The sequence below is a fragment of the Paenibacillus sp. JT31N7 genome, from assembly GCF_059692095.1.
Genome location: NZ_JCAUAT010000013.1, coordinates 33,183 through 57,827, shown reverse-complemented (window position 1 = coordinate 57,827; position 24,645 = coordinate 33,183). Strand labels below are relative to the sequence as shown.

General features: G+C 52.2%; 17 protein-coding genes, 14 tRNA genes and 1 rRNA gene. 25 read left to right on the top strand and 7 right to left on the bottom strand.

Annotation, left to right across the window (positions count from 1 at the left end; genetic code table 11):
• The 16 genes from rrf to AC58P5_RS27565 all read left to right on the top strand — a co-directional run.
• Positions 1 to 110, top strand: a 5S ribosomal RNA gene (gene rrf, locus AC58P5_RS27640); the annotation flags it as partial.
• A 50-nt stretch (positions 111 to 160) separates the two neighbouring features.
• Positions 161 to 252: transfer RNA gene (locus AC58P5_RS27635), tRNA-Ser, on the top strand.
• A 7-nt stretch (positions 253 to 259) separates the two neighbouring features.
• Positions 260 to 333 (top strand) — tRNA-Met (locus AC58P5_RS27630).
• A gap of 11 nt (positions 334 to 344) precedes the next feature.
• Positions 345 to 416, top strand: a tRNA-Glu gene (locus AC58P5_RS27625).
• 45 nt (positions 417 to 461) lie between these two features.
• Positions 462 to 537 (top strand) — tRNA-Val (locus AC58P5_RS27620).
• 16 nt (positions 538 to 553) lie between these two features.
• Positions 554 to 630 (top strand) — tRNA-Met (locus AC58P5_RS27615).
• Positions 631 to 638: 8 nt separating this feature from the next.
• Positions 639 to 715 (top strand) — tRNA-Asp (locus tag AC58P5_RS27610).
• Between the two features lie 23 nt (positions 716 to 738).
• Positions 739 to 814: transfer RNA gene (locus AC58P5_RS27605), tRNA-His, on the top strand.
• A 25-nt stretch (positions 815 to 839) separates the two neighbouring features.
• Positions 840 to 914 (top strand) — tRNA-Gln (locus AC58P5_RS27600).
• Positions 915 to 923: 9 nt separating this feature from the next.
• Positions 924 to 999 (top strand) — tRNA-Lys (locus AC58P5_RS27595).
• A 14-nt stretch (positions 1,000 to 1,013) separates the two neighbouring features.
• Positions 1,014 to 1,097: transfer RNA gene (locus AC58P5_RS27590), tRNA-Leu, on the top strand.
• Positions 1,098 to 1,104: 7 nt separating this feature from the next.
• Positions 1,105 to 1,179 (top strand) — tRNA-Gly (locus tag AC58P5_RS27585).
• 11 nt (positions 1,180 to 1,190) lie between these two features.
• Positions 1,191 to 1,267 (top strand) — tRNA-Arg (locus tag AC58P5_RS27580).
• A gap of 10 nt (positions 1,268 to 1,277) precedes the next feature.
• Positions 1,278 to 1,351, top strand: a tRNA-Pro gene (locus AC58P5_RS27575).
• A gap of 7 nt (positions 1,352 to 1,358) precedes the next feature.
• Positions 1,359 to 1,432: transfer RNA gene (locus AC58P5_RS27570), tRNA-Arg, on the top strand.
• A gap of 398 nt (positions 1,433 to 1,830) precedes the next feature.
• Complete coding sequence (locus AC58P5_RS27565; protein WP_497392250.1) at positions 1,831 to 3,996, top strand: methyl-accepting chemotaxis protein; 2,166 nt, start codon at positions 1,831 to 1,833, stop codon at positions 3,994 to 3,996.
• Between the two features lie 103 nt (positions 3,997 to 4,099).
• On the opposite strand, the gene AC58P5_RS27560 is transcribed toward AC58P5_RS27565, so the two are convergent.
• The 4 genes from AC58P5_RS27560 to AC58P5_RS27545 form a co-directional block, all read right to left on the bottom strand.
• The gene (locus AC58P5_RS27560) at positions 4,100 to 6,979 is read right to left on the bottom strand and encodes an ATP-binding protein (RefSeq protein WP_497392248.1); all 2,880 of its coding nucleotides are present in this window, start codon (positions 6,977 to 6,979) and stop codon (positions 4,100 to 4,102) included.
• A gap of 427 nt (positions 6,980 to 7,406) precedes the next feature.
• Complete coding sequence (locus tag AC58P5_RS27555) at positions 7,407 to 7,487, bottom strand: putative holin-like toxin (RefSeq protein ID WP_219819079.1); 81 nt, start codon at positions 7,485 to 7,487, stop codon at positions 7,407 to 7,409.
• Positions 7,488 to 7,599: 112 nt separating this feature from the next.
• Positions 7,600 to 10,482, bottom strand: a complete 2,883-nt coding sequence (locus AC58P5_RS27550; RefSeq protein WP_497392247.1) for a DEAD/DEAH box helicase — start codon at positions 10,480 to 10,482, stop codon at positions 7,600 to 7,602.
• Positions 10,479 to 12,068 (bottom strand): SWIM zinc finger family protein, encoded by a 1,590-nt coding sequence (locus AC58P5_RS27545; RefSeq protein ID WP_497392245.1) that lies wholly within the window; start codon positions 12,066 to 12,068, stop codon positions 10,479 to 10,481. Before AC58P5_RS27545 ends, AC58P5_RS27550 begins: the two co-directional genes overlap by 4 nt.
• A 423-nt stretch (positions 12,069 to 12,491) precedes the next feature.
• Here AC58P5_RS27545 and AC58P5_RS27540 point away from each other — a divergent pair, with 423 nt between their 5' ends.
• The 5 genes from AC58P5_RS27540 (at position 12,492) to AC58P5_RS27520 (ending at position 19,350) form a co-directional block, all read left to right on the top strand.
• Entirely contained in the window at positions 12,492 to 12,791 is a 300-nt protein-coding gene (locus tag AC58P5_RS27540; RefSeq protein ID WP_497392243.1) for a hypothetical protein, read from the top strand.
• Between the two features lie 73 nt (positions 12,792 to 12,864).
• Positions 12,865 to 14,664 carry a DNA helicase RecQ gene (gene recQ, locus AC58P5_RS27535; protein WP_497392241.1) on the top strand — a complete coding sequence of 600 codons (1,800 nt, stop codon included), beginning with the start codon at positions 12,865 to 12,867 and terminating at the stop codon, positions 14,662 to 14,664.
• 1,820 nt (positions 14,665 to 16,484) lie between these two features.
• The gene (locus AC58P5_RS27530) at positions 16,485 to 17,492 is read left to right on the top strand and encodes a sensor histidine kinase (RefSeq protein ID WP_497392239.1); all 1,008 of its coding nucleotides are present in this window, start codon (positions 16,485 to 16,487) and stop codon (positions 17,490 to 17,492) included.
• Positions 17,493 to 17,512: 20 nt separating this feature from the next.
• Positions 17,513 to 17,812, top strand: coding sequence for a 4a-hydroxytetrahydrobiopterin dehydratase (locus tag AC58P5_RS27525; protein WP_497392237.1), 300 nt, complete (start codon positions 17,513 to 17,515; stop codon positions 17,810 to 17,812).
• Between the two features lie 152 nt (positions 17,813 to 17,964).
• The gene (locus AC58P5_RS27520) at positions 17,965 to 19,350 is read left to right on the top strand and encodes a molybdopterin-dependent oxidoreductase (RefSeq protein WP_497392235.1); all 1,386 of its coding nucleotides are present in this window, start codon (positions 17,965 to 17,967) and stop codon (positions 19,348 to 19,350) included.
• A 238-nt stretch (positions 19,351 to 19,588) separates the two neighbouring features.
• Here AC58P5_RS27520 and AC58P5_RS27515 read toward each other — a convergent pair whose 3' ends face one another.
• Both AC58P5_RS27515 and AC58P5_RS27510 read right to left on the bottom strand, forming a co-directional pair.
• Entirely contained in the window at positions 19,589 to 20,080 is a 492-nt protein-coding gene (locus AC58P5_RS27515) for a GNAT family N-acetyltransferase (RefSeq protein WP_497392233.1), read from the bottom strand.
• 266 nt (positions 20,081 to 20,346) lie between these two features.
• Positions 20,347 to 20,790 (bottom strand): MarR family winged helix-turn-helix transcriptional regulator, encoded by a 444-nt coding sequence (locus AC58P5_RS27510; RefSeq protein WP_497392231.1) that lies wholly within the window; start codon positions 20,788 to 20,790, stop codon positions 20,347 to 20,349.
• A 244-nt stretch (positions 20,791 to 21,034) separates the two neighbouring features.
• Between AC58P5_RS27510 and AC58P5_RS27505 the strand changes: the two genes are divergently transcribed.
• From AC58P5_RS27505 to AC58P5_RS27495, 3 genes are all read left to right on the top strand, one after another.
• Entirely contained in the window at positions 21,035 to 21,505 is a 471-nt protein-coding gene (locus AC58P5_RS27505; protein ID WP_497392229.1) for a GNAT family N-acetyltransferase, read from the top strand.
• Between the two features lie 125 nt (positions 21,506 to 21,630).
• Positions 21,631 to 22,470 (top strand): sulfurtransferase, encoded by an 840-nt coding sequence (locus tag AC58P5_RS27500; RefSeq protein ID WP_497392226.1) that lies wholly within the window; start codon positions 21,631 to 21,633, stop codon positions 22,468 to 22,470.
• 180 nt (positions 22,471 to 22,650) lie between these two features.
• Positions 22,651 to 23,193, top strand: coding sequence for a GrpB family protein (locus AC58P5_RS27495; RefSeq protein WP_497392224.1), 543 nt, complete (start codon positions 22,651 to 22,653; stop codon positions 23,191 to 23,193).
• A gap of 150 nt (positions 23,194 to 23,343) precedes the next feature.
• Here AC58P5_RS27495 and AC58P5_RS27490 read toward each other — a convergent pair whose 3' ends face one another.
• The gene (locus AC58P5_RS27490; protein ID WP_497392222.1) at positions 23,344 to 23,865 is read right to left on the bottom strand and encodes a GNAT family N-acetyltransferase; all 522 of its coding nucleotides are present in this window, start codon (positions 23,863 to 23,865) and stop codon (positions 23,344 to 23,346) included.
• Between the two features lie 288 nt (positions 23,866 to 24,153).
• Between AC58P5_RS27490 and AC58P5_RS27485 the strand changes: the two genes are divergently transcribed.
• Positions 24,154 to 24,585, top strand: coding sequence for a MarR family winged helix-turn-helix transcriptional regulator (locus tag AC58P5_RS27485; protein ID WP_497392220.1), 432 nt, complete (start codon positions 24,154 to 24,156; stop codon positions 24,583 to 24,585).
• Positions 24,586 to 24,645 lie beyond the last annotated feature (60 nt).

Sequence of the window (24,645 nt, the reverse complement as noted above, 5' to 3'; positions counted from 1 at the left end):
ACGATGGCGGAAGGGAACCACGCGTACCCATCCCGAACACGACCGTTAAGCCTTCCAGCGCCGATGGTACTTGGACCGAAGGGTCCTGGGAGAGTAGGACGTTGCCAAGCAGTCCCACAACTGTGGGTTTTTTTATGGGATTTTGTCTCGTATGCACAATGGAGAGGTGTCCGAGCTGGCCGAAGGAGCACGATTGGAAATCGTGTAGGCGCCAAAAGCGTCTCGAGGGTTCGAATCCCTCTCTCTCCGCCAGTATTAAGGCGGCGTAGCTCAGCTGGCTAGAGCGTACGGTTCATACCCGTGAGGTCGGGGGTTCGAGCCCCTCCGCCGCTATAGATACATAAGGCCCGTTGGTCAAGGGGTTAAGACACCTCCCTTTCACGGAGGTAACAGGGGTTCGAATCCCCTACGGGTCATTTACCTTTTTTGAGGTGAGAAGTAATAAAGCAAGATCTAATTATGGACGCTTAGCTCAGCTGGGAGAGCATCTGCCTTACAAGCAGAGGGTCGGCGGTTCGATCCCGTCAGCGTCCACCATATATGCTTTTTCTGACGCGGGGTGGAGCAGCCCGGTAGCTCGTCGGGCTCATAACCCGAAGGCCGCAGGTTCAAATCCTGCCCCCGCAACCAATTTACATGGAGCTGTGGTGTAGAGGCCTAACATGCCTGCCTGTCACGCAGGAGACCGCGGGTTCGAATCCCGTCAGCTCCGCCATTTTAACAACACTAGTTTTTGTGGCGGTCGTGGCGAAGTGGTTAACGCATCGGTTTGTGGATCCGACATTCGGGGGTTCAATTCCCCTCGTCCGCCCCATTACCTTGATATGAGTTTTAAATGTTGGGGGTTAGCCAAGCGGTAAGGCAACGGACTTTGACTCCGTCATGCATAGGTTCAAATCCTATACCCCCAGCCATTTAGTTATGAGCCATTAGCTCAGTTGGTAGAGCACCTGACTTTTAATCAGGGTGTCGAAGGTTCGAGTCCTTCATGGCTCACCATGATTGTTTTATGTGCGCGTGTGGCGGAATTGGCAGACGCACTAGACTTAGGATCTAGCGTCTTTGACGTGGGGGTTCAAGTCCCTCCACGCGCACCAGTTTTATGCGGAAGTGGCTCAGCGGTAGAGCATCGCCTTGCCAAGGCGAGGGTCGCGGGTTCGATTCCCGTCTTCCGCTCCATAATTTCATACGTGCCCTTAGCTCAGCTGGATAGAGCGTTTGACTACGAATCAAAAGGCCGGGAGTTCGAATCTCTCAGGGCACGCCATTATTACTTTCGGGACGTAGCTCAGCTTGGTAGAGCACCTGGTTTGGGACCAGGGGGTCGCATGTTCAAATCGTGTCGTCCCGATACGTCTGTCCCAGTAGCTCAGTTGGATAGAGCAACGGCCTTCTAAGCCGTGTGTCGGGGGTTCGAATCCCTCCTGGGACGTCACAGGAAGCGCAGATCTTACGGGATCTGCGCTTCTTTTGTTATTCTCGTTTTTCCGGTGATGATTCTGCTCATTTTCCCTTTTTCTTAGCCCTGTGACTTACTCTATGCCCTCTTTTCCTAAGTTTAAGTGTGAAGCTGCATATTCTTGTATATTTTATAAAAGCGAATAATGAAAGGGCTATCATTAATTCATTGATCGGGTTTTTCAGAATTTTCTGCTTAAAAAAGCTGACTTTGCATGTTATTTGATGTAAATTTTATGTGTATTTTTTGACCCTTGTTCAAAACTTTTAACCCAATTAAACCGATATAATTGATTAGGACATAAAATATGGATGTCATCTCTTTTAGGTAAATACACATAGATGTTAAACAGGAAGAGGGGGATTAAAGAGATGAAAAAACAAATGCTAACGAAAAGCTTTAAAGGATTGAACCGGAACTCGTTGAAGGTGAAAATTCCGCTTCTTTTGTTAATTCTTGCATTGGTTCCGCTGCTTGTCTCGGAATATTTTCTCAGTAATCAATTCACATCGGTACTCCGGAAGAGCATAGAGGAGAATCAAACGAAGATAACCACGTATACGGCCGATTACATATCCTCGACACTTGTCCAGAAAGTTTCTACGGTACAGAGTGTGATCCAAAATCATACGGAGCTTGGTACTCAAACGGAAGCTCAAAGAATCGCGGTTCTTAAAACGATGTCGGAAAACGATACGGAGGTAAAGATTGCTCTATTCGCGGACAAGGACGGACAAGCGGTCGACCAGAATGGTAAGAAAAGCAGTCTCGCAAACGATGAGACGTTTAAGAGCGTCAAAGAAACGAAGAAACGGGTTGTGTCCGACATCATCAAGGACTCCAGCTCCAATCAATATTCTTTAAAAGTCAGCGCGCCTGTCATAGGGGCGGATGGACAATTCGCAGGTATGCTGCAAACCGCAATAAATCCGAGCCGGATGATCAGTCAGGTCAACAAGGTAAAGATTGGCGAAACCGGGTATGCGTATCTCATGTCCAAAGAAGGTATCTATATGGTTCATCCTCAACTGGACCGGATCGGTAAGCCGTTATCGGATATAGCGACCCCGGAAAGACTGGAGCTTTTCAAAAAGACGGTGCTTGTTAAAGAGCAGGGGCAAGTTTCTTATAAGGAAAAAGATAATACCAATAAGGTCGCGGCTTACGAAGAAATCAAGGTTCCCGGCTGGCGCATAGTCGTAACAGGAAACTCGGATGAAATTTACTCGCAGGTCGATCAGGTAAACTTCGTCGCCAAGATCATCGTTCTCGTATCCGCTGTTGTTGTAGTAGCTGCCGCTATTTGGCTGTCTACGTTTATTTTGAAGCCTCTTCTCGGTATTTCCGCCATGATGAAACGGATTGCCGGAGGAGACTTGTCCAGAAGATTAAAGGTACAATCGCAGGATGAGATGGGGGACGTGCAGCAGAACATCAACGAGATGCTGAATTCCTTCTCTGCGCTTCTCCAGCAGTTAAGCGTGGCTATTGAGCACATGGCGGCTTCCTCCCAGCAGTTAAGCGCTATTGCAACCCAATCGGCGGATGTTTCCCAGAGTGTGAATCAGACCGTTCTGGTTATGGTAAAAGGTGCGGAGACTCAATTCGAAACGGCCGAACAAACAACGGAGGCCATGAATGAAATGGCGGCGGGCGTGACCAAAATTGCGGACTCGGCCTCTACGGTGTCGGAAGTCGCGCAGGGAGCCGTGCAAAGAGTAAACCAGGGCTCAAGAGACATGCAGGACGCCATTCACCAAATCCGGCAGGCAAGCGAAGCAGTGGAAGCGACTTCCCTGACTATAAAGGCGCTGGAGGAAAGCTCAGCCCGTATTCATCAAGTAGTCGGGTTTATATCCGAAATCGCCAAACAGACGAATTTGCTTGCTTTAAACGCTTCTATTGAGGCGGCACGCGCGGGAGAACACGGCAGAGGGTTCGCAGTGGTTGCGCAAGAAGTGAAAAATCTTGCGGAACAAACCTCCGGAGCAACGGTTCAAATCAACGACACGATCAAACAAGTACTGTCGGCCACCAAACAGGCTGCCGCGTCGATGTCACACGGCAAAGCCGAAGTGGACCGGGGCGTAGAGCAGGTACGCAATACGGATAAGGTGTTTGAGGATATTCTTGGGACCGTATCCTCGATTAACGGACAAATCCAGGAAGTTTCCGCGGCAGCGCAGCAAATTTCGGCCGGTACGGAAGAAGTTGCGGCTTCCATGCAGGAAACGGTTCAAATTTCCAGAGACTCGCTTGGTAAAATGAACGGCATGTCGCGTTCCACGGAAGAGCAGCACGCCGGTATGAAAGAGATCGTCATCTCCGCATCCGAGCTTACCCGGTTAGCTTCCGAGCTTCAGGAACTTTCCGGCAAGTTTACCGTAGAGCGGGACGCATCTGGGGACAACGAAGCCGACGACAAGGCAGGCAAGGACAAAAAAGTCAAACAGCCGAAACCGAAGCAGGTAAAAGAGAAACAGCAGAAGCCGGGAAAACCGGACAAGAAAGGCAAAGGGGATAAGCGCCAGATCTGACCCCAGCCAGGCGTACAATCCACGTTAACCGATAAAAGAAAAGAAGCTATCACCGGATCAACGGGATAGCTTCTTTTTGTTTTTTTAACCTGCAAGGCCGGGATTATTTCTCCTCATCTTCCGTTTCGATCTCAAATTCAATGGTGTCTGCGTTTACTTTGACATCATGTACTTTGATCCCGTTACGCTTCAACGAGGAAGTGATCAGATTGCGGTCTTGCGACGGAAAGACATAAGAAGGTTTGTCCCTGTTGCTGAGAAGGTCCTGTGCGACTTGAATGAGTCTTTCCATAGTGAACGGCTTCCGCATGAACTTCTCGATATCCTTCTCGTGATAATCGAGTGGAGGCTCCAGAGCGGTGGAGACAATCACCGGTGTCCGGTTATAAACCGGATGGTGGTAAAGCTCCGAAATGAAATCCCACCCCGTCAGGCTGCCTTCCAGATGAATGTCGACGATGAAAAGCAGCGGCGTTTCCGTCGTTTTGCGTTTTAGCGAGAGAATGCCTTCCTCGGCAGAGCGGAGCTGCACGGAAGGAAGCCGAAGCTTCGCAAGCGCGACCTGGATCAGTTTGGCCAAGTTATCGTCGTCCTCGAAAATAACGATTTTGTTATTTAGCGAGACCAATTCAAACGGAACCAGCTCGATTGTAAACGTGGACCCTTTACCCATCTGGGAATGGAAGGTGAGCTTGCCCTGATGGCCTTCCACGATCTCTTTAACGATGGCAAGTCCTAATCCGGTGCCGCCGATTTGCCTGCGGTCGGAGTTATCTACCCGGTAGAACTTAGAGAAAAGATGCTCTTTAGCTTCATTCGGAATTCCGAGTCCGTAGTCGGTCACATCGATGAAAACGGAACCGCCGCTTTCGCGGACCTGCAGATCGACCCGTTCCGCACCCGGCGAATATTTGATCGCATTGCTGAGCAGGTTCTGCACGACCTGGCGGAGCCGGTCACTATCCCCACGGACCCAAGCTTCTGCCGGTGAAAGGGCCGACACCACAATATTGTGGTTCTGTTTGTCCTGCCATTTCTCCACGATATCGTAAACGAGCTCTTTCATATCCACCGGGGCAAAATGGTATACCTGGCGACCGGATTCCATCCGCTGGAGATCGAGGAAATCGTTAATGAGATTGGCGAGCCGCGTAGCCTCTTTGAAAATGGTATCCAGGTATTTTTGCTGCTTCTCGCGCGGAAGCTCACGATGTATGAGAATCTCGATGAAACCGAGCACGCTGGCCAGAGGCGTACGAAGCTCGTGGGACACGATGCTGACGAACTCGTTTTTCATCGCGTCGATACGTTCTTCCTCCGTCCGGTCGCGGAATACGAACAGATAACCGGATTCATCGCTATCGTTCTCGCCGACCGAAGTAGCGTAAATCTCCGTGAACTGCGGCTCTTCTCCGTTCATAAAGGTGAATCGCTCGTTAAGCTGGTTGATATCGCCGTCAAAAAGCGCTTTAATGGACTGCGAAACGCCGGTGAATCCGCTCGACGCCGCGGCAATTTCGCGGCAGGAATCCACGAAGTCTCGCCCAATTTGTTCATCCAGATGGAAAAACCTATGCATCTGATTGTTCGCGATCAGAATTTTGCCGTTTCGGTCGCACATCATCATGCCTTCATGCGCCGCCTCTAGAATCCCCTCGATAAGATCGCGCTGGGACTCGATATACTGCTTCTCCAGGACAAGCTGATCGTTGAGCTCTTCCAGATGCGCAGCCTGCTTGCGGCGCTCGTCGTTCGTAATCTGGGCATAGAAGGCCAGATCGAACTGACGGATTAACCCCAGCGTCAGCCGCTCCTTCTCTTCATGCCGGTCGAAGCCGTGGAAGTTGGTCAGGAGCAGGAAGCCGATCACCTGCTGCTGGTCATCCTGCAAAGGGAAGTAATGATCGACGGCAACGGAAATGCCGTCATGAAATCCCCGCTCCGCCTCGGTCGCTTCCCGCTTCTGAACAAAAGCGCAGCCTTCGTCGAACACCCGCTGAGACGCGCCGTAAAGCTCGCTTTGGGCTCTGGAGGCGAAGCTGCGCGGATAGCCGCTGGAGAAGAGAACCTCATAGTGTTCGGCCTCCTTGCTCTTCAGAACGACAAGAGCCGCGTCATAGCTGACGGAATCGAGAAGGGCAGGGATCGAATGCTGCAGGAATTGCTTGAGCTCCGTAAAGCCCGTCAGCTTCTCCTGATAATTCGAGATCAGCTCCAGCTCCCGTTCGCGGTCGGACAGCTTAGCCAGCGTAATCTGCTGCTCTTCCTGCTGGGCGATAATTTCCTCGTTCTGGGCTTCCAGACTTTCCGCCATGAACCGGTAGGTTTCCTCGCTCTTGCGGAGCTGAGATTCGGCACGGCTGGCGCGCAGTTGGATCAGGCCTGACCAGATTCCGATCAGGATACCGAGAAGGCCGCCGCTCAAAATGATCATCCGCGAGACGGACCCGGCTCTCTTAATGGAGTCATGGGAAGAGTCGCTGATTTTGTTCAACGCTTCCAGGATGCTAAGGTGCAGAGTTCTGTACTGGTCCATGTACTGTTTGCCGATATTGATGCGCCCTTGGGCTTCCTGCAGCTTACCGGCTTGCACAAGCTCGATTTGGGAGGTGTAATACGCAAGCATTTTCTGAATGTGTGGATTCACTTGAGTCTGTATAAGAATGCGAAGATCGTCATGACCCGATTCTAGCGTGCGAATGATTCCCAGGTCTTTCTGAAGGGCCGCTTTGCCGTCTTCGTAAGGCCCCAGATATTTCGGATCGCCGGAGATGAGATAGCCGCGTATGCCCGTTTCCTGGTTGAGCAGGTCTTGAAGAAGATTGCTGGCCGCCGAGATGACGGGTATGGCGTCTTCCATAACCGCATCGCTCTGCCGCTCCATATTCAATGAGGAAATGTAGCTGGAAGTTCCGACGAGAGCAAGAAGCAAAACGATGGCAATCACGTACGAAAGAGATAAGCGCGAGCGGTTGAATTTCATGCGTTCACCTGGTTTCTGAAAATAATTCTGGAAAAATCCAGCAACAGTCCACATTCGACATGAAAAGACGAAATCCTGCATAAAACGAGCGTGCTTTTCGTCATTGTTCTCCAGAGCGAAATGGGGTAAAATGGAAGTAGACCAAGCCGTAATGCCGACCCGGATGCAGGGATTTAAGGAAGAATTGATTTTGTTTTGCCGATGCACTGTGTTAAAATACGGGTAACTAACGTATAGATGGATTATGTGTGTGCCGCAGGCGTGGCACTTCTGTATTTTTATGCATAAGCTATACCGTTCTCCATGCCAAAAAGACCGCGGATGCGGGGGCATCTGCGGTCTTTTTCAATAGCTCGCCCTTCAAGGGTGATCAGCTGCATACGGTGTGACGAAGATAGACCTCCAAGGCCGGTTGCCCAAGGGAGGTCTATTTCTTCTTCTGTGAAAGAATGAGAACCACTAAGCTCGCAAATGAGATCATCAGCGTCAAAGCGTCTTTAACTTCCACAGGGCATCACCTCCTACTTGAGAAGGTTAGCCGACCACCCTTGAAAATGCCTAGTCTATTGTAACTTTAGTATACCACCAATATGGGAAAAGTTATAGCATTTTTTACCATTTCACCCATTCATCCATTCCATCCGCAAAGCAAGCAGATCACGCAGCTCGTCCGTAGACAGCTCCGTAATCCAATTTTCCCCGCTGCCCACAATTTGCTCGCTCAGGCCGAGCTTCCTCTCGATCATTTCATCGATTTTCTCTTCCAGCGTACCGAGCGTAACGAATTTGTGCACCTGCACGTCCCGCGTCTGTCCGATCCGGAAAGCGCGGTCCGTCGCCTGGTTCTCCACGGCGGGATTCCACCAGCGGTCAAAATGAAAGACGTGATTCGCGGCCGTCAGGTTCAGACCGGTTCCGCCGGCTTTAAGCGATAGCAGAAAGACGGAGAACTGCTCTTCCAGGGGAAGCTCCGCGTTCTGAAAACGGGCGATCATCGCATCCCTTGTCTGCCGAGGGGTGCCTCCGTGCAGGAAGGAAACGGACTCGCCGAGTTCGCTCTGCAAAATTTCCTGGAGAAGATGGCCGGTCTCCACGAATTGAGTGAAGATCAGGCACTTATCGCCCTGCTGGCGCAGCTCCTGCACCATGTCGAGCAGACGCTCCACTTTGCCGGAGCGGTTGCGCCAATCGGTGCGCGGTCCTTCGCGCATAATGAGCGCAGGGTGGTTGCAGATCTGCTTGAGCTTCGTCAAAGCGGCAAGAATGTGCCCTCTGCGCTCCATCGGAGACATCGCGTCGACTTTCTCGAAGAGGTCGCGGATGTAATGCTCGTAGAGCGTACCCTGCTCGGCCGTAAGCGTTACGAACGTCTTCGACTCGTTCTTCTCCGGAAGATCGAGCTGGATGGCGGGGTCTTTCTTGATGCGGCGCATCAAGAACGGCCGCACGAGGCGTTGTACGCCGGAGATCAGGCCGCTGTCGCGGGATTTCTCGATCGGCGTGACGAAACGCCGCGTAAACTGCGTGAGCGTACCGAGATAGCCGGGATTGAGGAAATCGAAGATGGACCACAGCTCCGTCAGCCTGTTTTCCATCGGTGTTCCCGTCAAGGCGATCCGGTGGAGGCCCGAGAAGCTGCGGATAGCAGCCGCTTGTTTCGTGTACGGATTTTTGACGTTCTGGGCTTCGTCCAGACAGATGCAGCTCCAGGACACCTCGCGCAGTTCCTCCTCATCGAGATGGGAAAGCGTGTACGAGGTGATAACCAGGTCGGCGCCTTCTACGGATTCCGCGAAGAAGCTTCCCTTCGCGCGCTGCGGCCCGTAGTGAACGTGAACGCGGAGGTTCGGCGCAAAACGGCGAAGTTCCATCTGCCAGTTTCCGATTACGGAGGTCGGGCAGATGAGCAGGGAAGGCGCATCCGGGGCTTCGGTTTCCTTCACCTGAAGCAGATAGGTGATGTACTGGATGGTCTTGCCGAGACCCATGTCGTCGGCAAGACAAGCCCCCAGGCCGAAGCGCCGCAGGAAGAGCAGCCACGTGCTGCCCTCCAGCTGATAGGGCCGCAGCGTCCCCAGGAACGAAGCCGGGGGATCGATGCGGGGCAGCTCGGCCGTGCGCGTGAGCTGCTGGAACAACCGGCGAATCTGGCCGGTCAGCTCGATTTCGACGGCGGGCGGCCGATTGTCGGGATCGGCGGCTCCATCCGCCGGTCCTTCCGCCTCCCCGACGGTGCCGCCGCCCAGCAGCTGAAGCTCCAGAACCTCCCGCAGGGTAAGCCCCTGTTGGCGGTCCGCCCTGGCGAGCAGCTCCTCGGCCTGGCGCAGAAACTGCGGATCGAGCTGGACCCAGCGGCCGCGGATGCGGATGAGCTTGCGCTTCTCTTCGAGCAGTTGGAGGAACTCTTCCTCGCTCAGCTCGAAATCGTCGATGGCTACGCGCCAGTCAAACTGCATGAGCTGGGTAAGCCCGAACATCGAGTCGCCGCCCCCGCCGCCAAGCGAATTCTTGAGCTTGGCCTGGAGCTTGGGGCGCAGCTTGCGCGCCCGTTCCCACCAGGCGGGCAGCATGACGGCGAAGCCCGCCTCCACGAGCCGCACGCTGCCTTCCGCGAGGAAGCGCCACGCCTCCTCGTCGCTCAGGCGCGTGCGCAGCTGCGGCGGCTCTCCTTCGTCCGCCGCGTTCAACCACGGCAGAAGGCGCAGCCATCTGCCGACATCCCGCGGGACGCGTCCGAGGTCCGCGGTCCAGGACTCCGGCAGGGCCAGCTCGCCTTCCAGCGGCTCGCCCGCCGGAGTTACGGCGCGCAGGACCGTGTCGTCGGAGCGGTCCTGCAGCAGGATCTGCAGCGTCCAGTCCGGGTCCCCTTCAGGTTCCATGAGCTGGAGGCTGGAGCGGAACGGCGTCGGATCGTGCTTCCAGCCGATCGACACGAGCCAGTCCTCTTCGTCCAGCCAAGTATCGGCCGGACGTGTGCCCAGGCGCAGCAGCGGATGCGCCTCTTCGAGCCGGCGGAGCGCCGCTTTGCGGGAGCCGTCGGCTTCGATCCAGGCGGGGATGAGCTGATCGAGCCACAGCTCCGCCTGCGAGGTGACGGACGCGGCGGCTTCCCCTTCGAGCTGCAGTTTCCAGCTCAGATTGCCAGCCTTCCACTGTTCGTAATCGGGAACGAAGCGTCCTCCGGCAAGCGCTTCCTTAACTTCGGGAGCGAGCTTCCGGAGATTTGTTGTGTCCGTATCCCAACGGATGGAAAGGTGTTTCACCGTATGCGGATCGCCGAAAAAATCCAGCGCCGTGAGCGCCGGCAGGGACAAACCTTCACGGTGTCCCCATTCGGTCGTTTCAATAAAGGTTCCGTAAAAGGAAGGGGCATGCCAGGCGAAAAGCAGACCCTTCAGATCTTGTGCATCCCAGATGCCGCCGTTCTCCCGCGTTCCCCATAAGAAGAAGGCGCCGGACGGCATCCAGACGGCATGAACCGTCAGCGGACTCGTTTCTATCATGGCAGCCAGTTTCCTTTCTCCAGTTCTTCCTGAAACGCGCGGAGCCGGATGAAGTGATCCGACAACCGGTTAATGTATGTCTCCCATTCACGCTTCCGTCCGAGGGTCGTGTAATAGCCGTGAAGCTTTTTCAGAAGGCGGACAGCGGTTTTATAGGAAGTCCGGTTCTTCTCCAGCACGGACCGTTCCACGGCCTGATGATACAGCGGGAGAAGCAGAGACGGATCGGACTCTTCCACCGATCTCAACTCCAGGGCATACAGGTTCTGGGGACCGATCCGGTTGGCGATTTGCAGATCCACCCATTGGCGGTAGCGCTTCGTTTGAAGCAGATAGCCGGTGTATACATAGTAGGAACGCGGAAGAAGCGTCTCCATAATGTGAACCCATTCGTCGTCCGCATGGGCATGCTTGGCGGCGTCCGTCCAATATTGGCAGAGCAGGCGGAAGTCGTCCTGGGCCGCCGACTGCATGGTCGGAGCGAGCCAGCGGAGCCAACTCAGCAGGGTGTCCCATTCGGCGCGTTCATGGCAGCGTCTCATATAGAGGATAAAATCTCTTGCTCTTCGCTGATGCAGAGCCTCCAGTCTAAGAAACGCCGCGTCCGCATTGTTCTCCATGAGGTCAAAATGAGCCCGGGCCACAAGCAGAACGTCCTGCTTGCGGTTCCTGCGGCCTTCCTCCCGTTCCTGGAGCTGTTTATCCAGCCGTTCTTTCTCGCGCTTGATCCATTCCGCTTTCTTCGGCAGAGCCCACCATACCGCCCGGTAGGCATACAGCCAGTCGTTCGGTCCCTCTTTGCCCTGCAGGGCCAGGGAGGCCAGGCGGCTGAGCGCTTCCGTCCAGCGCTTGGGGTGTTCTTTGACCGATACCGGAAGTACCGGCGAAACCAGAAGACGGTCCAGACGGGACAGGCAGTCGGCCGCGGCCGTTTTGGCGTTGGACTCATGAAAGCCGGATAAGTAGGAATTTTTCGTATCTCCAAAAAACTGTTCCATGCGGTGCATCACAAAAAAGGTCACGTGCAGGTCGTATAAAAGGCGGATGCCGTCCGGCCAGCCGGAGGCATAAGCTTGAAACCGCTCGAAAGCGGAAGTGACAAACAGATCGAACGAGTACTGATGAGAAATCGAAAAGCCGTGATACTGAGCTTCAAAAAAGCGGTGCCAATCTTCGGGAGAGCCTCCCGGCACCGGTTCGGAAGTACGGCGTTTGGACTCGCGGTCGGCATTTTTGGCAGACTTCCGCTTCGTCGTCATCGCACGCTTCAGTTCCTGAACAAGCAGTTCGGGCCTGCCGTGAGGAACGTACAAAGCAAATATAACCGCCGCCATGTGTCTGCACGGTGTATCGAACGAGCAGGTGCAGTCACCTGCAGCGAAGTTTTCCAGATCGATCGTGGTGTGGTAACGGTCGTTGCCCCGTACCGATGCATGCACGACCGTCCCCCCCACAAGTTCCATGCCGCTCACGCGGCCTTTGTGGTGAAACATCCAACCCCGTTCCATATCCTCGGGGTCCATGTGGGTCTGCATCTGCTTGATCAAGTAGTTCATTCTGTTCTTGGGTATTTGCAGTTCGAGCATTCCGTCTGAACCTCCGGGGTATCCTTATCTCTCCATAGTACCAGATTTTTTCCTGTTTTGCCCATTGGTTTAGGATGGGCTAATGGAGGATTTTTTAGACGTGCCATCAAGATAAGTAAAAGGGGCCTCGGCCCTGTAAAAAAACCGCATCAGCCGGGAGGCGGCAATCCTTGCCCGGGAGCACGCTTGCGCACGGTCCGGCATGTAATAAAAAGAAGATAAACCGGCAGGAAAAAAAAGGTGAGGCCGCCGGGGCCTTCCTACCATTTTACCATTATACGTCTGCTGATTCAGGAATTCGGCTAAAATAATAAAAAACGAACGCAGGTTTGGAAATTCAAACATCCCGGTGGTATACTGGGAACACAAGAGCAAGGCTCCGGAGCAGGAGCTTTTTCCACTTAAGGGAGGTACTCGAAACGTATGGGGATCAAGTTCGGCAGAGAGTACGAAGACATCATCCGCGATTTGATGAACGGGCTCGGGCATGTGGACGGGTTTTACGGATTTTTTGAAATGAGCAAGGCGGACTGGCAGGAACTTCCCGAGGAAGACCGTCAGGAATGCCTTCGTACGCTGGCCGACGATGTGTTCTACGGGCTCGGTTCCGAGCCGCTGCTCCAGATTGCGGACGCGAAGGTGCGCTATTTGAAGGAGAGACACCTGATCCAGATCGACCATGACGATCAGGTTGTCACGATTGTGCGGCTGACATCCGCGTAGCACGGACACGAAAGAGGTCCGGGTCTTTGAAGGCCTGGCCGCCCAGGAAAAGAAACAAGAGGTGCAATCTAACATGCTAGCCAAAGCGCAAGAGCTTCTGCAGCAGTATTACGGATATCCGGAATTCCGGGAAGGGCAGAAACGCATCATTAGCGCCCTCCTGGAAGGAAGGGATACACTCGGCATTATGCCGACCGGCGGCGGGAAGTCGATCTGTTATCAGATCCCGGCGCTGATGCTGGAGGGCGTAACGCTTGTCGTCTCGCCGCTCATCTCGCTGATGAAGGATCAAGTCGATGCTCTGCATACGGTCGGAATTCCGGCGACTTTCCTGAACAGCACGCTGGAGGCGGGAGAAGCCGGACGCCGCATCCGGGAAGCGATGCAGGGCAAGTACAAGCTGTTGTACATCGCGCCCGAACGCCTTGAATCCGACTGGTTCCGCCAGTGGATGCATTCCATGAATATCTCATTCGTCGCGATAGATGAGGCGCACTGCGTCTCTCAGTGGGGACATGACTTCCGCCCCAGCTATGTCAATATAGCCCCGTTCGTGCAGGACCTTCCGAGCCGTCCGCTCGTTGCGGCTTTTACCGCGACGGCGACAACGGAGGTCACGCAGGATATCGCCCGGCTGCTGGAACTCGACGACCCGGAGGTCGTGGTGACGGGCTTCGGCCGGAGCAATCTGGAGCTGTCCGTACTGCGTGGCGTCAACAAACGCGACTTTGTTTTCGACTATGCCAAGGCGCATACTCACCAGCCCGGCATCGTCTACGCCGCCACGCGTAAAGAGGTGGACGAGCTGTACGAGCAGCTGCGCCGTAAAGGGCTGGCCGCCGGGCACTATCACGCCGGACTTTCCGACGAGGAGCGGGCCCGCAACCAGGAGGCCTTTCTCTACGATGACGTGCGGGTGATGGTCGCCACGAACGCGTTCGGGATGGGGATCGACAAGTCCAACGTCCGGTACGTGATCCACTACAATATGCCTAAAAACATGGAGGCCTATTATCAGGAAGCGGGCCGTGCGGGCCGTGACGGCGATCCCAGCGAATGTATGCTGCTGTTCAGCGCCCAGGACATTCTGACGCAGAAATTCCTCATTGAGCAGAATCAGCATTCCCAGGACCGCAAGAGCAACGAGTACAAGAAGCTGCAGACGATGATCGACTACTGCCACACACCGCGCTGCCTGCAAAATTATATTTTGCAGTATTTCGGAGATGAAGGCGAGCTTGTCCCTTGCGGCAACTGCAGCTCGTGCAAAGATGACCGTGAAACCGTCGATATTACGGTAGAAGCGCAGAAAATCTTCTCCTGTGTCCGCCGTATGCAGGAACGGTTCGGTATCTCGATGGTTGCCGGCGTCCTGAAAGGATCGAGAAACAAGAAGGTGCTTCAGTACAAATTCGACAACCTGCCGACGTACGGCATTATGAAGGACCGGACCGAGAAAGAAATCGCCGATCTGATTAATGTGCTCATCGCCGAAGGGTACATGGGATTGTCCGAAGGGCAGTATCCTGTGGTCCGGCTTCAAGCGCCGGCTGTAGAGGTTCTGCAGGGGCGCGTGCAGGTGTTCCAGAAGGTCACCCCGAGCCAGCCGCTGGAGTCGGCCGTGGACAACATGCTGTTCGAGCAGCTGCGTTTGCTCCGCCGGGACATGGCCGCGAAGGAAAAAGTGCCGCCGTACATTATTTTCAACGACAGCACGCTTCGTGAAATGAGCGAGCGCTGTCCGACGACCGAAGCCCAGATGCTGAAGATCAAAGGCGTCGGCGAGGTAAAGTTCCGCAACTACGGTCTTCCTTTCCTGGAGCTTTTGCAGGAATATGTACGGGAGCAGGAGGCTTACGCGGGAGAGTTTTGATGTAAGGTAAGGGACTTATTGTTTATAGGCACTTATAGGGCATTCTTTAAGGATAGGTTGGGAAAAGGCGTAGGCTGATTCCACTAATTCTTAAAGAATGCTTTTTTGCCGTAAAAAGAAAAGTCCGCTTAGGAGCGGACTTTTTGATAATGTGGTTCAGGCATCTTCTATTAAAAGCAAAGAGTTATTAATATTTTATATAAAAATTGTGATTAGAGGAAAATGCTTGCTTTTGTTGAATAATTCTAATAACCGTCTATTATCTCCAATAATGACCTCCCTGAGTTTCAATTCGGGCCGATAAGACTTTGCCTAAAACCGTTTTTTCAGAAGGTGTTAGCTTTTTATAATTCTCTGACAGTACTCCTTCCTTCCTGTACGATTTAATAACCCCTTTTAATGAATAATTCCAAATAAGAACATTTTGTTTCAAATAAATCACTCCTTATTATTAAAATGGTATTTCTATAGTAATTTTACATTTGGAGCGGATAAGTATGAAAGATAAAAAAATTTTTTGTGTGATTATTTTATTATTTGGTGTTTTACAAATCCGTTTTTTGTGGTTGACCTATGAATACCCTTACATAGGGGCAATAACCGAACAAAATGAATATAACCAATGGTCTATAGTGCAGTTTGAAAAGTTGGCCAAAGGGAAAGATTTTGGTCTTATGATTGGGGACATAATAATTCGTATAGATAATGAGGAGAAATTAAACCATGACCAGTGGAAGCGATGGCGTAGTTTAGAGCAAACAAACTTTATAGACGTGAGTAGAAACGGAGAGACCATACAAATAAAAGTGCCAAAGGATGACTCCTTATTCAGTATGGATTTAGGCGCGCTTATTATTGAGGCACTTAGTTTACTTATGGCTTATTTTCTATATTTAAAAGCAAGCTCCTCTTCATCGGCCAGATACTTGGCCATAGTTTTCCTGGCTATAGGATTGGAATTTATGGCACTAGGGGCATCTTCGCGAGGTGATGCTATAGGTAAATATATAATAACGACCGTTATTTTAGTGGTTCCAATAACATTTTTAAAATTTCTTACAACTTTTTTCAAAGAAAGAGAAGCTGTCGTATTTCCGGGTATTTTTTTAAAACTATTATATATAATAACCGGAATAGCGGCATTTCTAAGAATGCTATATTTTAATGAAAATACGGCTTATTTTTATTACGAATATGGAGAATCCACGGTAATACCGATCTTTTTAGCCGGAATATTTTTTAATATCTATTTCCTTGTTGAAGCTTATCGCCAGTTAAAAAAACAACCTCATATGCGCTTTCTTATCAAAAGCATTTTATACGCTTTCCTTTTAAGTTTTGCCCCCTTTTCTTTCTTGTCGTTTCTACCCATGTTATTTATGGGGATTGAGCTTGTTAATTCATTTTATAGTAGTTGGTTTATACTTATTTTCCCGATGTCTTTTGCTTACCTCATTTTATCAAAAAAACTTTATGATATTGACTTATACCTTCGAAGAATTCTGTTTACTATTCTGGTGTCTGTTCTGCCTGCTGCTTTAACTGTTGCTACGGTTATTTTTCTAGATCACCAACCAATTCGTTGGGTGCAAATTACTTATATGTTCATAGTTATTTTATTCATATTTGCTATTTTTGCTTACTCAATGGAATATCTTACGACAAAGTTAGAAAGATTCATGTTTCCGCGCAAATACTTTTTAAAAAAATCATTAAAGAAAATATCAAAATCTCTTGGTTCAATAACGAATTTTAGCGCTCTAAAGGAAATTATTCTGAATGATATTGTAAATACCCTGGATATACACGGGGCTGCAATCATGTTTGTGGGAGTGGATGGAGTACAAGTCATTACGTCGGGAGATATAGACGAAAGTGATCTGAGGTCTCTAATGGAAAATGAAAAGTGCAGGGTCGATAAATATACTTCATTTGAAATTAATAAACATGAAGAGTATTGCAGTTTCTTAATAATAACGGGCAAAAAGTCCAACACCCATCTCGGCCAAGAGGACCGGCACTGGATCAATTTAATCGTGACTTACTTGTCCGCAAGTCTGGAGAACGTATACCTGATCCGCAAGCTGACGCTGAAAATGTACGAACTCATGGCTAACATCCCGAACGAGGAGGCGACGCCGGAATTTGTGTGGCTCCGCAAAACGATGTACGACATCCAGGAGAAGGAGCGCATCCGCATTGCGATGGACTTGCACGATACGACGATGCAGGATCTTTTCCTGCTCAAAAGAAGGCTGTACCCGATTCTTCAACGTTTCCCAAAAATGACGGACGAGTACGGGCAGCTGACGGGGATTCTCACGCATATCGATTTGATTAACGAAAATTTGCGGCAGAGCTGTTTCGAGCTGAACCCTTACGTGCTGCAAAAGACAGGGCTGGTCGGCAGTATCCGCAAACTGGTCGATGTGGAGAGTTCCTACAGCGAATTTCAGGTTGATTTTATCGCGGACTGCACGGGTCAGATCGAGCTGCTGGAGGTTGAAAGGAAGAAGCATCTGTTCCGGGTGATCCAGGAGCTGCTCAATAATGCGAAGAAGCACTCGCAGGCCGAGCACGTCACGATCCGGCTGGTGGAGGAGAACAGCATCATTAGTCTGTTTTATGAGGACGACGGCGTCGGGTTCGAACCCCAGTTAAAAGAGCTGAACCGCAAGAACCGGATTATTTCGGGAGCGGGCATCGGGCTCGATCAGATGCAGGGGAGGGTGCTGCTGATGAACGGGGAGTTTCATATGGATACCGAACGTGGAAAAGGTGTGCAAATCGAGATTCGAATTCCTTTCCTGGAGGGTATTTCTGCATAGAGGGAAAAGGAGGGAACACAATGGCTGCTGCAAACAAGCTTTCGTACGATCAGGTGGCTGTGAAGCTGGCCGGTTTGAACGGCTGGAATTTGCGGGATGAGCGCACCATCGAGAAAACCTATGAATGCCATGACTTCAAAACGGCCATTGATTTTGTCCGCCGTGTGGCCGATGTGGCAGAGACTCTAAAGCATCATCCCTTTATCAAAGTGGACGACAGACGGGTAACGATGCAGCTCAGCACGCATGATGCCGGCGGTCTCACAGATCTTGATTTTACTTCAGCGGTACAATACGATGGTGTGCTTCCCGTAGTTTAGCTTCCGGTTCCGACTGGATGGATAGATAGAGGACCGCTGTGTTGCGGTCTCTTTTTGTGGGAAGGCATGGCCGTTTGTTAAAATAGAAGAAAAACCATTCACATGAAAAAAAGTTAATCATGTTAACTATGAAGCGGGAGGAGCAGGTCGGTATGGAACGTAAGAACAACTGGCTGTCGGCCGGATTCGGCAAAAAGCTGACCCGTCTGCACGCCTGGAATGCCTGGGTCACGCTTATTCTGGCCCTGACCGGCATCGTGCTCAGCATCGGCTGGATCCGCGGCGGCCTAGGAGCTCTGCGTGTGGTGCTGAAGCAGGGGCACATCTGGCTCGGCGTCTTCTCCATCCTCCTGCTGGCGCTGTACGTGCCTCTGCTCCCCAAGCATGCGGGGCAGCTGCGCAAGCGCAGGAAAGCCGGGCAGCAGGGCAATCTCGCCGGCGTGCTGGTGTTTACGGCCGGCTGGATAGTCAGCGGCGTCATCCTGTGGCAGTTCCGCAGCCTGCCGCCGGTGTGGAGCAATACGGCCCTGTTCATCCACGATGCTTTTACGTGGGTAGGCGTGCCGTATCTGCTCTACCACTCCGTCACCCGCAGCCGCTGGGTGAAGAAGCGCAGCGCGGAGCGGTCCGCATCGGCGTCCGCGCCGAGCGGGGCTGCACCGGCAGCCGAAGCGGCACATGCCCGGGCGGAGGTGCCGCAGCCTATTCTCCGCGCGGATACGGGAGCCGTTTTCCGCGACGAGACGCGCGATGCGGGCGGAGCGGCGACTCAAGCGAGCGCGTGGAGCGAGTCGCTGGGAAGGCGCCTGACACGCGGCGCCTTCCTGAAGCTGGGCGCGGCGGCGGTGCTCGCGGCCGTGATCGGCCCATCGTTCGTCAGGTGGGCGCGCGGCAATCTCTTCGGCGGGGGAGGGCTGGAAGAGGCGGTGCGCGCCGATGCGAACCGCATGCTTCCCGCCCCCGTGCCGCTGGCGGACTCGTCGCCTCCCATCGGCGGCGGGGCGAAGGGGGATTTCCGGATTTACACGGTCACGGAAATCCCCGCGTTCTCTTCCGACAACTGGGCGTTCAGCGTGTCGGGAATGGTCGACAAGCCGCTCCGGTTCACCTGGGAGGAGCTGCAGCAGATGGAACGCCTCGTCCAGGTCAGCGACTTTCACTGCGTGACCGGCTGGTCGGTGAACAGCGTGACCTGGGAGGGCATCCGGCTGTCCGAGCTGCTCGGCCGGGCAGGGGTACAGCCCGGAGCCGGATTCGTGAAGTTCATCTCCGGTGACGGCGTTTATACCGACTGCCTCAGCTTGGATCAGGCTTCCATGGATGAAGTGCTAGTCGCGCTGCTCATGGACGGCAAACCCATCCCGCAGCAGCTTGGAGGTCCTGTACGCCTGATCGTCCCGAGTATGTACGCCTACAAATCGGTTAAGTGGCTTCAAAGCATCGAGCTGATCCGCGACGAGCATATCGGGTACTGGGAAGTGCGGGGGTACGAGAAAGACGCCTGGGTTCCCGCTTCCCGGCTGAAAAGGGGCGTCTAGTGCAGCTTGCGGACTTGTGGAGACCGGTCCCGTTAGAAAGCAAGAAGGGAGGGGGGCCTTAATTCCCCCCTCCCTTGCCGGACAACAGGTTACAGATCGTTTATAATGTACAGCTTCTATATCCGGTATGCAACGAAGGCGTCCGCTTATTTGTAAACGCTATCATAACAGGGTAGCGCAGGCCCATGCCAAAAGAAAGGCCGCCGAGGAGATTGTCGGAAGCCGTAACCGGATAAGCTTACGCCGGCTCCGCTCCGTGAACCATACAGTGCATCATAGCCATGCCGGTTGGCGTCATCCGCTCGTACGTATCCGTGATGGCAAAACCCGCCCGGATGTAAGCTTTAATGGCACGCTCGTTGCGCACGAGTACTTCCAAGTCAATTTCGTTGCCGGGATTCCGTCTGCGTGCTTCGGCAACCAGGCATTCCACGTAGGAAGGCCCGAGTCCCTGTCCGCACAGATCCGGACGGATTCCGAGTCCGAGGCGGGTCACGCCTGTCAGAGGGAAAAATTGCGCAAACCCGCACAACTCGTCCCGTTCGTCGACAATGGCCGCATACTGTTTTTCACGGATATCGGGATCGGCGAATTCTTCCGCTCTCGCTGAAAGTTCTTCCCAGGAGGGCCAATTGTATACGCTGTAGGGGGCGGGATAGGACCAGGTGCAGATGGCCTTTCCATCGGTTTCGGTAAAAGGGCGCACGCGCCATGAGGTTGCATGAGTCATGTTTTGTCCGCCTTTGGTTAAAATAGGATTGGGTCTATTATAGAACAGAATTCTGTATTAGAACAGGTTTGAACTTAACCTTATACAGACTAAGAACAAGTTTCGGAAACGAATGCTGTGAATGGGAAGAGAATCCGCGATAATTCCGGTATAAAAGTAAAAACGGCCCCTTATCCCCGGCGGTTAGCATGAAGGAATAGGCCGTTATTTTGTGTAAAATATTCGGAAGTGCAGCCGCTTGCGCAGGGGGGACAGGCATTGCCAAGCTAATCTGCCGTTTCTTCTGCCTTATCGAGGTTGTCGATCATATGGGCGAAAATCCGCGACATGTTGGTCGTGTCTTCGTCGGTTAAGCCCTGCATCATACGCTTGATAATGCCGAGCCGATATTCGCTCATTACTTTTACCATCTCACGGCCTTTATCGGTAACATCCAGGAACACGACACGACGGTCTTCTTCCGTCCGTATCCGTTCCGCATAACCCCCGGCAATCAGTTTGTCCGACATTCCCGTGATAGCTCCCGCCGTAATAAACAACGCGTCCGCCAGGCTCGACACTTTCTGGGGTCCTTCTTTGACCAGCTTTTCCAGAATAAGAAACTGCGATTTGGAAAAAGAGCGATCGACGTACTTCGTCCATTCATTGGACAATTTCCTCAAGAGCTGTCTGAAGGACTGTTCCATCTCAAGATAACCCTGTTCGGGCATGATCCATCTCCTTTACCGGGCATAGGATTCTAAATAAATATTTAGATCTAAATCATATACCGCTATAGATATTTTTCTTATAGGGTTCCATATGGTAAACTTATACTTATCCCCGTTTATTATCTCTATTATAAAATACCTTGTCTATAAGGGCAAAAAGAAATCCTACATTTTTTGTCGATAAAAATCAAGTGACAGGAATGGGAATTTAAGGAATACTAAGGGTTAGAAGAGGAGGTTGTGTATGAGCCGTGTGGAAATACGCGAGGCGGAGCTGAACGACCGTGATGCTCTCCGTGGGTTGATGAACACTTATATTTATGATTTTTATCAATATCCGCGTCCGGAAGAGGAAAAGTTGGAGAATCTGTTGGATGTCTTGTTGGAAAAGAAAGCAGGTACGCAATTCGTCGCCGTGTACGACGGGGAGTTAGTCGGTTTCGCCACCTTATATTTTACATATAGTACGCTCCGCACGGGCAAAGTCGTCATTATGAACGACCTTTTCGTAACGGAGAAATGCCGGATTCAGGGCGTCGGCACCAAATTGTTCCGTGCATGCAACCAGTATGCCGCTTATAATGGCTATGTGGCGATGCTTTGGGAAACGTCCAAGGCCAATGAGAATGCCCAGAAGTTTTATGAGAAAATGGGCGGAGAACGAGAAGAATGGTACCCTTACTCCATCAAGCCTGTCATCGGTGTAGGAGACTAGGCTGTCGGCCGGTTCCATAGCCGGGACGGCTGCGATTTGCCGGAGAGGGGCCGGTTCTTCCCGCTCCGCCCTTCGGTTTTAAACTCATTATGCAGCCTGCTAGGGCGGGGAGGACATTGATTCGGATGCGGAATATTGTTAGTTTGGAATGGCTTAACGAACACCTGCAGGACCCCGATCTTCTGATCGCGGACTGCCGGTTTGCGCTGGGTGAGCCGTGGAGCGGCCGCCAGGACTACAGCATCGACCATATCCCCGGTGCTTTCTACGTGGATCTGGAGGAAGACATGTCCGGCGAGAAGCGGGAGCATGGCGGCCGCCATCCTCTGCCGGACCTCGGCGCTTTCTCTATGCGCGCGAGTGCAATCGGAGTCGACGCATCCAAAACGGTCGTCGCTTATGACGACCAGGGCGGAGCGATGGCAGCGAGGCTGTGGTGGATGCTGCGCTTTCTCGGTCATGAGCGCGTTTACGTGCTTGACCGCGGCTATTCGCAGTGGAAGGCGGCCGGTTACCCCGTAACGGCCGAGACTCCGCAAGCAAGCCCGGCGACCTTCTCGCCGAAGGTTCAGCGGCACATGCTGGCGAGCATGGACGAGGTGAAGGCGAAGCTGGGCGGGAAGGACACCATCCTGATCGATTCGCGCGAGGGAGCCCGCTACCGCGGCGAGCAGGAAGCGATCGACCCGGTGGCGGGACACATCCCGGGCGCGCGGAACCGCTTCTGGAAGGACGCGCTCGACGCGCAGGGCTCCTGGCGGAGCGCCGAGGAGCAGAAGGAGAGGTTCCGCGGGCTGGAGAATGCGGAAGAGCTGATCGTGTACTGCGGCTCCGGCGTCACCGCCTGCCCGAACGTGCTCGCACTGGCGGAAGCTGGAATCCCGGGCGTGAAGCTGTACGCGGGGAGCTGGAGCGATTGGGTCAGCTACGCGGACAATCCGGTGGCGACGGGGGACGAGGAATAGGCCGCAGGTTATCGCGGCTGCGGGTTGAGAGGGCTGTGACAGACTGCCGAGGGGCGGGCTGTTGCGGTCTTTTTTTTGCGTTTCCGTTCAACAGTTTGCAAACAAGAGGTGGAGGAAAGCAGTTGTCTGACAAACAGGCAAGTTTCATGCTGAAAGAGAACTTAAATCTAAGGAGGGTTTATGCGAAAAACGATAATATCTGCTTGGACTGAGAAATGGGATGAGATGTTTTCTATAGAAGCAAAGGAAATAAGACGAATTTTTGGTGACAGTATTCTCGATACTTATCATATTGGAAGCACATCAGTTCCCTATATTGGTTATGCAAAACCGATTATAGACCTATTAGTTGTTGTGAGGGATATTAGTATAGTCGACTCACACGTTAATGAAATGGCCGAACTGGGGTATGCCCCCCGAGGGGAGCGAGGGATTGAAGGAAGAAGATATTTTACAAAGGGTGGCTATAAGAGAACCCATCACGTACATACCTATGCTGCCGGCAATATAAACATTAAAAAGCATTTGGATTTCAAAGGATACTTACTCGCCCATCCTGAAGAAGCTAAAAAATACGGTGAATTGAAAATAAGCCTGGCTGAAATGTTCCCGGACGACACGTATAAGTATCAAGAAGGCAAGGAGTTATTTGTTAGCAAATTAATGGTAAGAGCGACTGAGTGGGCTTCAAACAGACCAAACAATCAAGGAGAAATAAAGTAGAATGTTACAAGAGCCTGCTTATAGAAGCGTAGCGGAGATATACAACGTTTTTAGTAAAGACCCGCTTCTTCACAGGCTTGAACAACTGCAAAAACAGTTCGAACGGTATACTTATAGCTGTGAAGGTCGCTTCCGAAATCCCGTTACGAATCAAAAGCGCAATTCCCGTATAATTTCGATGCCGTCCCGGGAAACTTCTTCAAAACCTATTGAAGCATATAAATGGGCTGCACGTTCGTTTTCGGCCCGATGCCCGAGTACGATTTTATCGCAGCCGTGCTTTTCATGGATATAACGTACCAGCTCTTCCATGCCGGATCGTCCCAAGCCTTTATGCTGGAATTTATGATCGATCATGTAGGCCATAATCCAGTAGCTCCCATCGTCAGGGTCGACGGCGTAGACCGCAAATCCGATTAATTCTTCTCCGGTATACACGGCTAGAGGAGTAAACCCGCAATAAGCGGACTCTGCCAGCCAATATACAATCGGAACAGGAAATACGTTCTTCTGCTCGTCCGTAACTTCAAGCTCGGTGCAGTCATACCAGTTATTCTCATCAATGGGCTTGAGTTCGACGCTTGGTCGGTAACGTTCACTTATCCGCTCATATTCTTCCAGCAGCTTATCGTCAAGCTGAACGGTCCACTCCGGTGAGCCAGGGATATCCATCCCCTTAACGTTGCGAAGGCTCTTTGTGTTTTTCTTCCTATTCAAATTACATCACTCTTTCAAGTCGCTAATTGGGATTCAAAGGCTTTAAGCATGTGCGCGGATTGTCTGTTCCCCTACAAACCATCGTCGGACAATTTTCCGTTAGTATCAAGGTTGAGTTTAAATTTATCCAATTTATCCAAAACCGGCCTGTACCAGTTCCGCTGCCCTTGACAATCCCCCCGGCATTTAAGATAATAAACTTGTGATTGTTGATATAACAACTAATGTGATCAGGGTGAACGAATGGAACGGGACATGGAAGAGCATATCGGTTTGATGATCCATATGGCGGATTTGGAGATTACCAGCTACTTGAAGAAACGGCTGGCTCCCATGCAGCTTGCTCCCGAACAGCATCTGGTGATCGCGCTTCTACTGAGGCAGGAGGGCTTGTCACAGAACGAGATCGCGGAACGTCTCAGCAAAGATAAATCGGGTATTACGCGAATGCTTGCCAGTCTGGAGAACAAAGGCTTTATCCGCCGTACTCCCAGTACAGGCGACCGCCGCTCGATTGAAGTGTATTTGACCGATGAGGGACGGGCGTTAAAAGCAAGCGTGGAAGAGATCAGCAGCCATATGAAACAGCATCTTAGAGCAGGCTTTACGGCTGAAGAGACAGCTGAGCTGAAGAGGCTTCTTACAAAGATCCGCGAGAATGTGCGTAAGCGGTAGCCCGTCTTGCGCTCCTGTTCATCTTTTGGTTGATATAGCAACTAAAAAACTATATCGGAG

Excerpts from the sequence above, each read along its gene's own strand:
- AC58P5_RS27565 (WP_497392250.1), top strand. The coding sequence starts at position 1,831 with ATGAAAAAACAAATGCTAACGAAAAGCTTTAAAGGATTGAACCGGAAC.
- AC58P5_RS27560 (WP_497392248.1), bottom strand. The coding sequence starts at position 6,979 with ATGAAATTCAACCGCTCGCGCTTATCTCTTTCGTACGTGATTGCCATC.
- AC58P5_RS27550 (WP_497392247.1), bottom strand. The coding sequence starts at position 10,482 with ATGATAGAAACGAGTCCGCTGACGGTTCATGCCGTCTGGATGCCGTCC.
- AC58P5_RS27545 (WP_497392245.1), bottom strand. The coding sequence starts at position 12,068 with ATGCTCGAACTGCAAATACCCAAGAACAGAATGAACTACTTGATCAAG.
- AC58P5_RS27540 (WP_497392243.1), top strand. The coding sequence starts at position 12,492 with ATGGGGATCAAGTTCGGCAGAGAGTACGAAGACATCATCCGCGATTTG.
- recQ (WP_497392241.1), top strand. The coding sequence starts at position 12,865 with ATGCTAGCCAAAGCGCAAGAGCTTCTGCAGCAGTATTACGGATATCCG.
- AC58P5_RS27530 (WP_497392239.1), top strand. The coding sequence starts at position 16,485 with ATGTTTGTGGGAGTGGATGGAGTACAAGTCATTACGTCGGGAGATATA.
- AC58P5_RS27525 (WP_497392237.1), top strand. The coding sequence starts at position 17,513 with ATGGCTGCTGCAAACAAGCTTTCGTACGATCAGGTGGCTGTGAAGCTG.
- AC58P5_RS27520 (WP_497392235.1), top strand. The coding sequence starts at position 17,965 with ATGGAACGTAAGAACAACTGGCTGTCGGCCGGATTCGGCAAAAAGCTG.
- AC58P5_RS27515 (WP_497392233.1), bottom strand. The coding sequence starts at position 20,080 with ATGACTCATGCAACCTCATGGCGCGTGCGCCCTTTTACCGAAACCGAT.
- AC58P5_RS27510 (WP_497392231.1), bottom strand. The coding sequence starts at position 20,790 with ATGCCCGAACAGGGTTATCTTGAGATGGAACAGTCCTTCAGACAGCTC.
- AC58P5_RS27505 (WP_497392229.1), top strand. The coding sequence starts at position 21,035 with ATGAGCCGTGTGGAAATACGCGAGGCGGAGCTGAACGACCGTGATGCT.
- AC58P5_RS27500 (WP_497392226.1), top strand. The coding sequence starts at position 21,631 with ATGCGGAATATTGTTAGTTTGGAATGGCTTAACGAACACCTGCAGGAC.
- AC58P5_RS27495 (WP_497392224.1), top strand. The coding sequence starts at position 22,651 with ATGCGAAAAACGATAATATCTGCTTGGACTGAGAAATGGGATGAGATG.
- AC58P5_RS27490 (WP_497392222.1), bottom strand. The coding sequence starts at position 23,865 with ATGGATATCCCTGGCTCACCGGAGTGGACCGTTCAGCTTGACGATAAG.
- AC58P5_RS27485 (WP_497392220.1), top strand. The coding sequence starts at position 24,154 with ATGGAACGGGACATGGAAGAGCATATCGGTTTGATGATCCATATGGCG.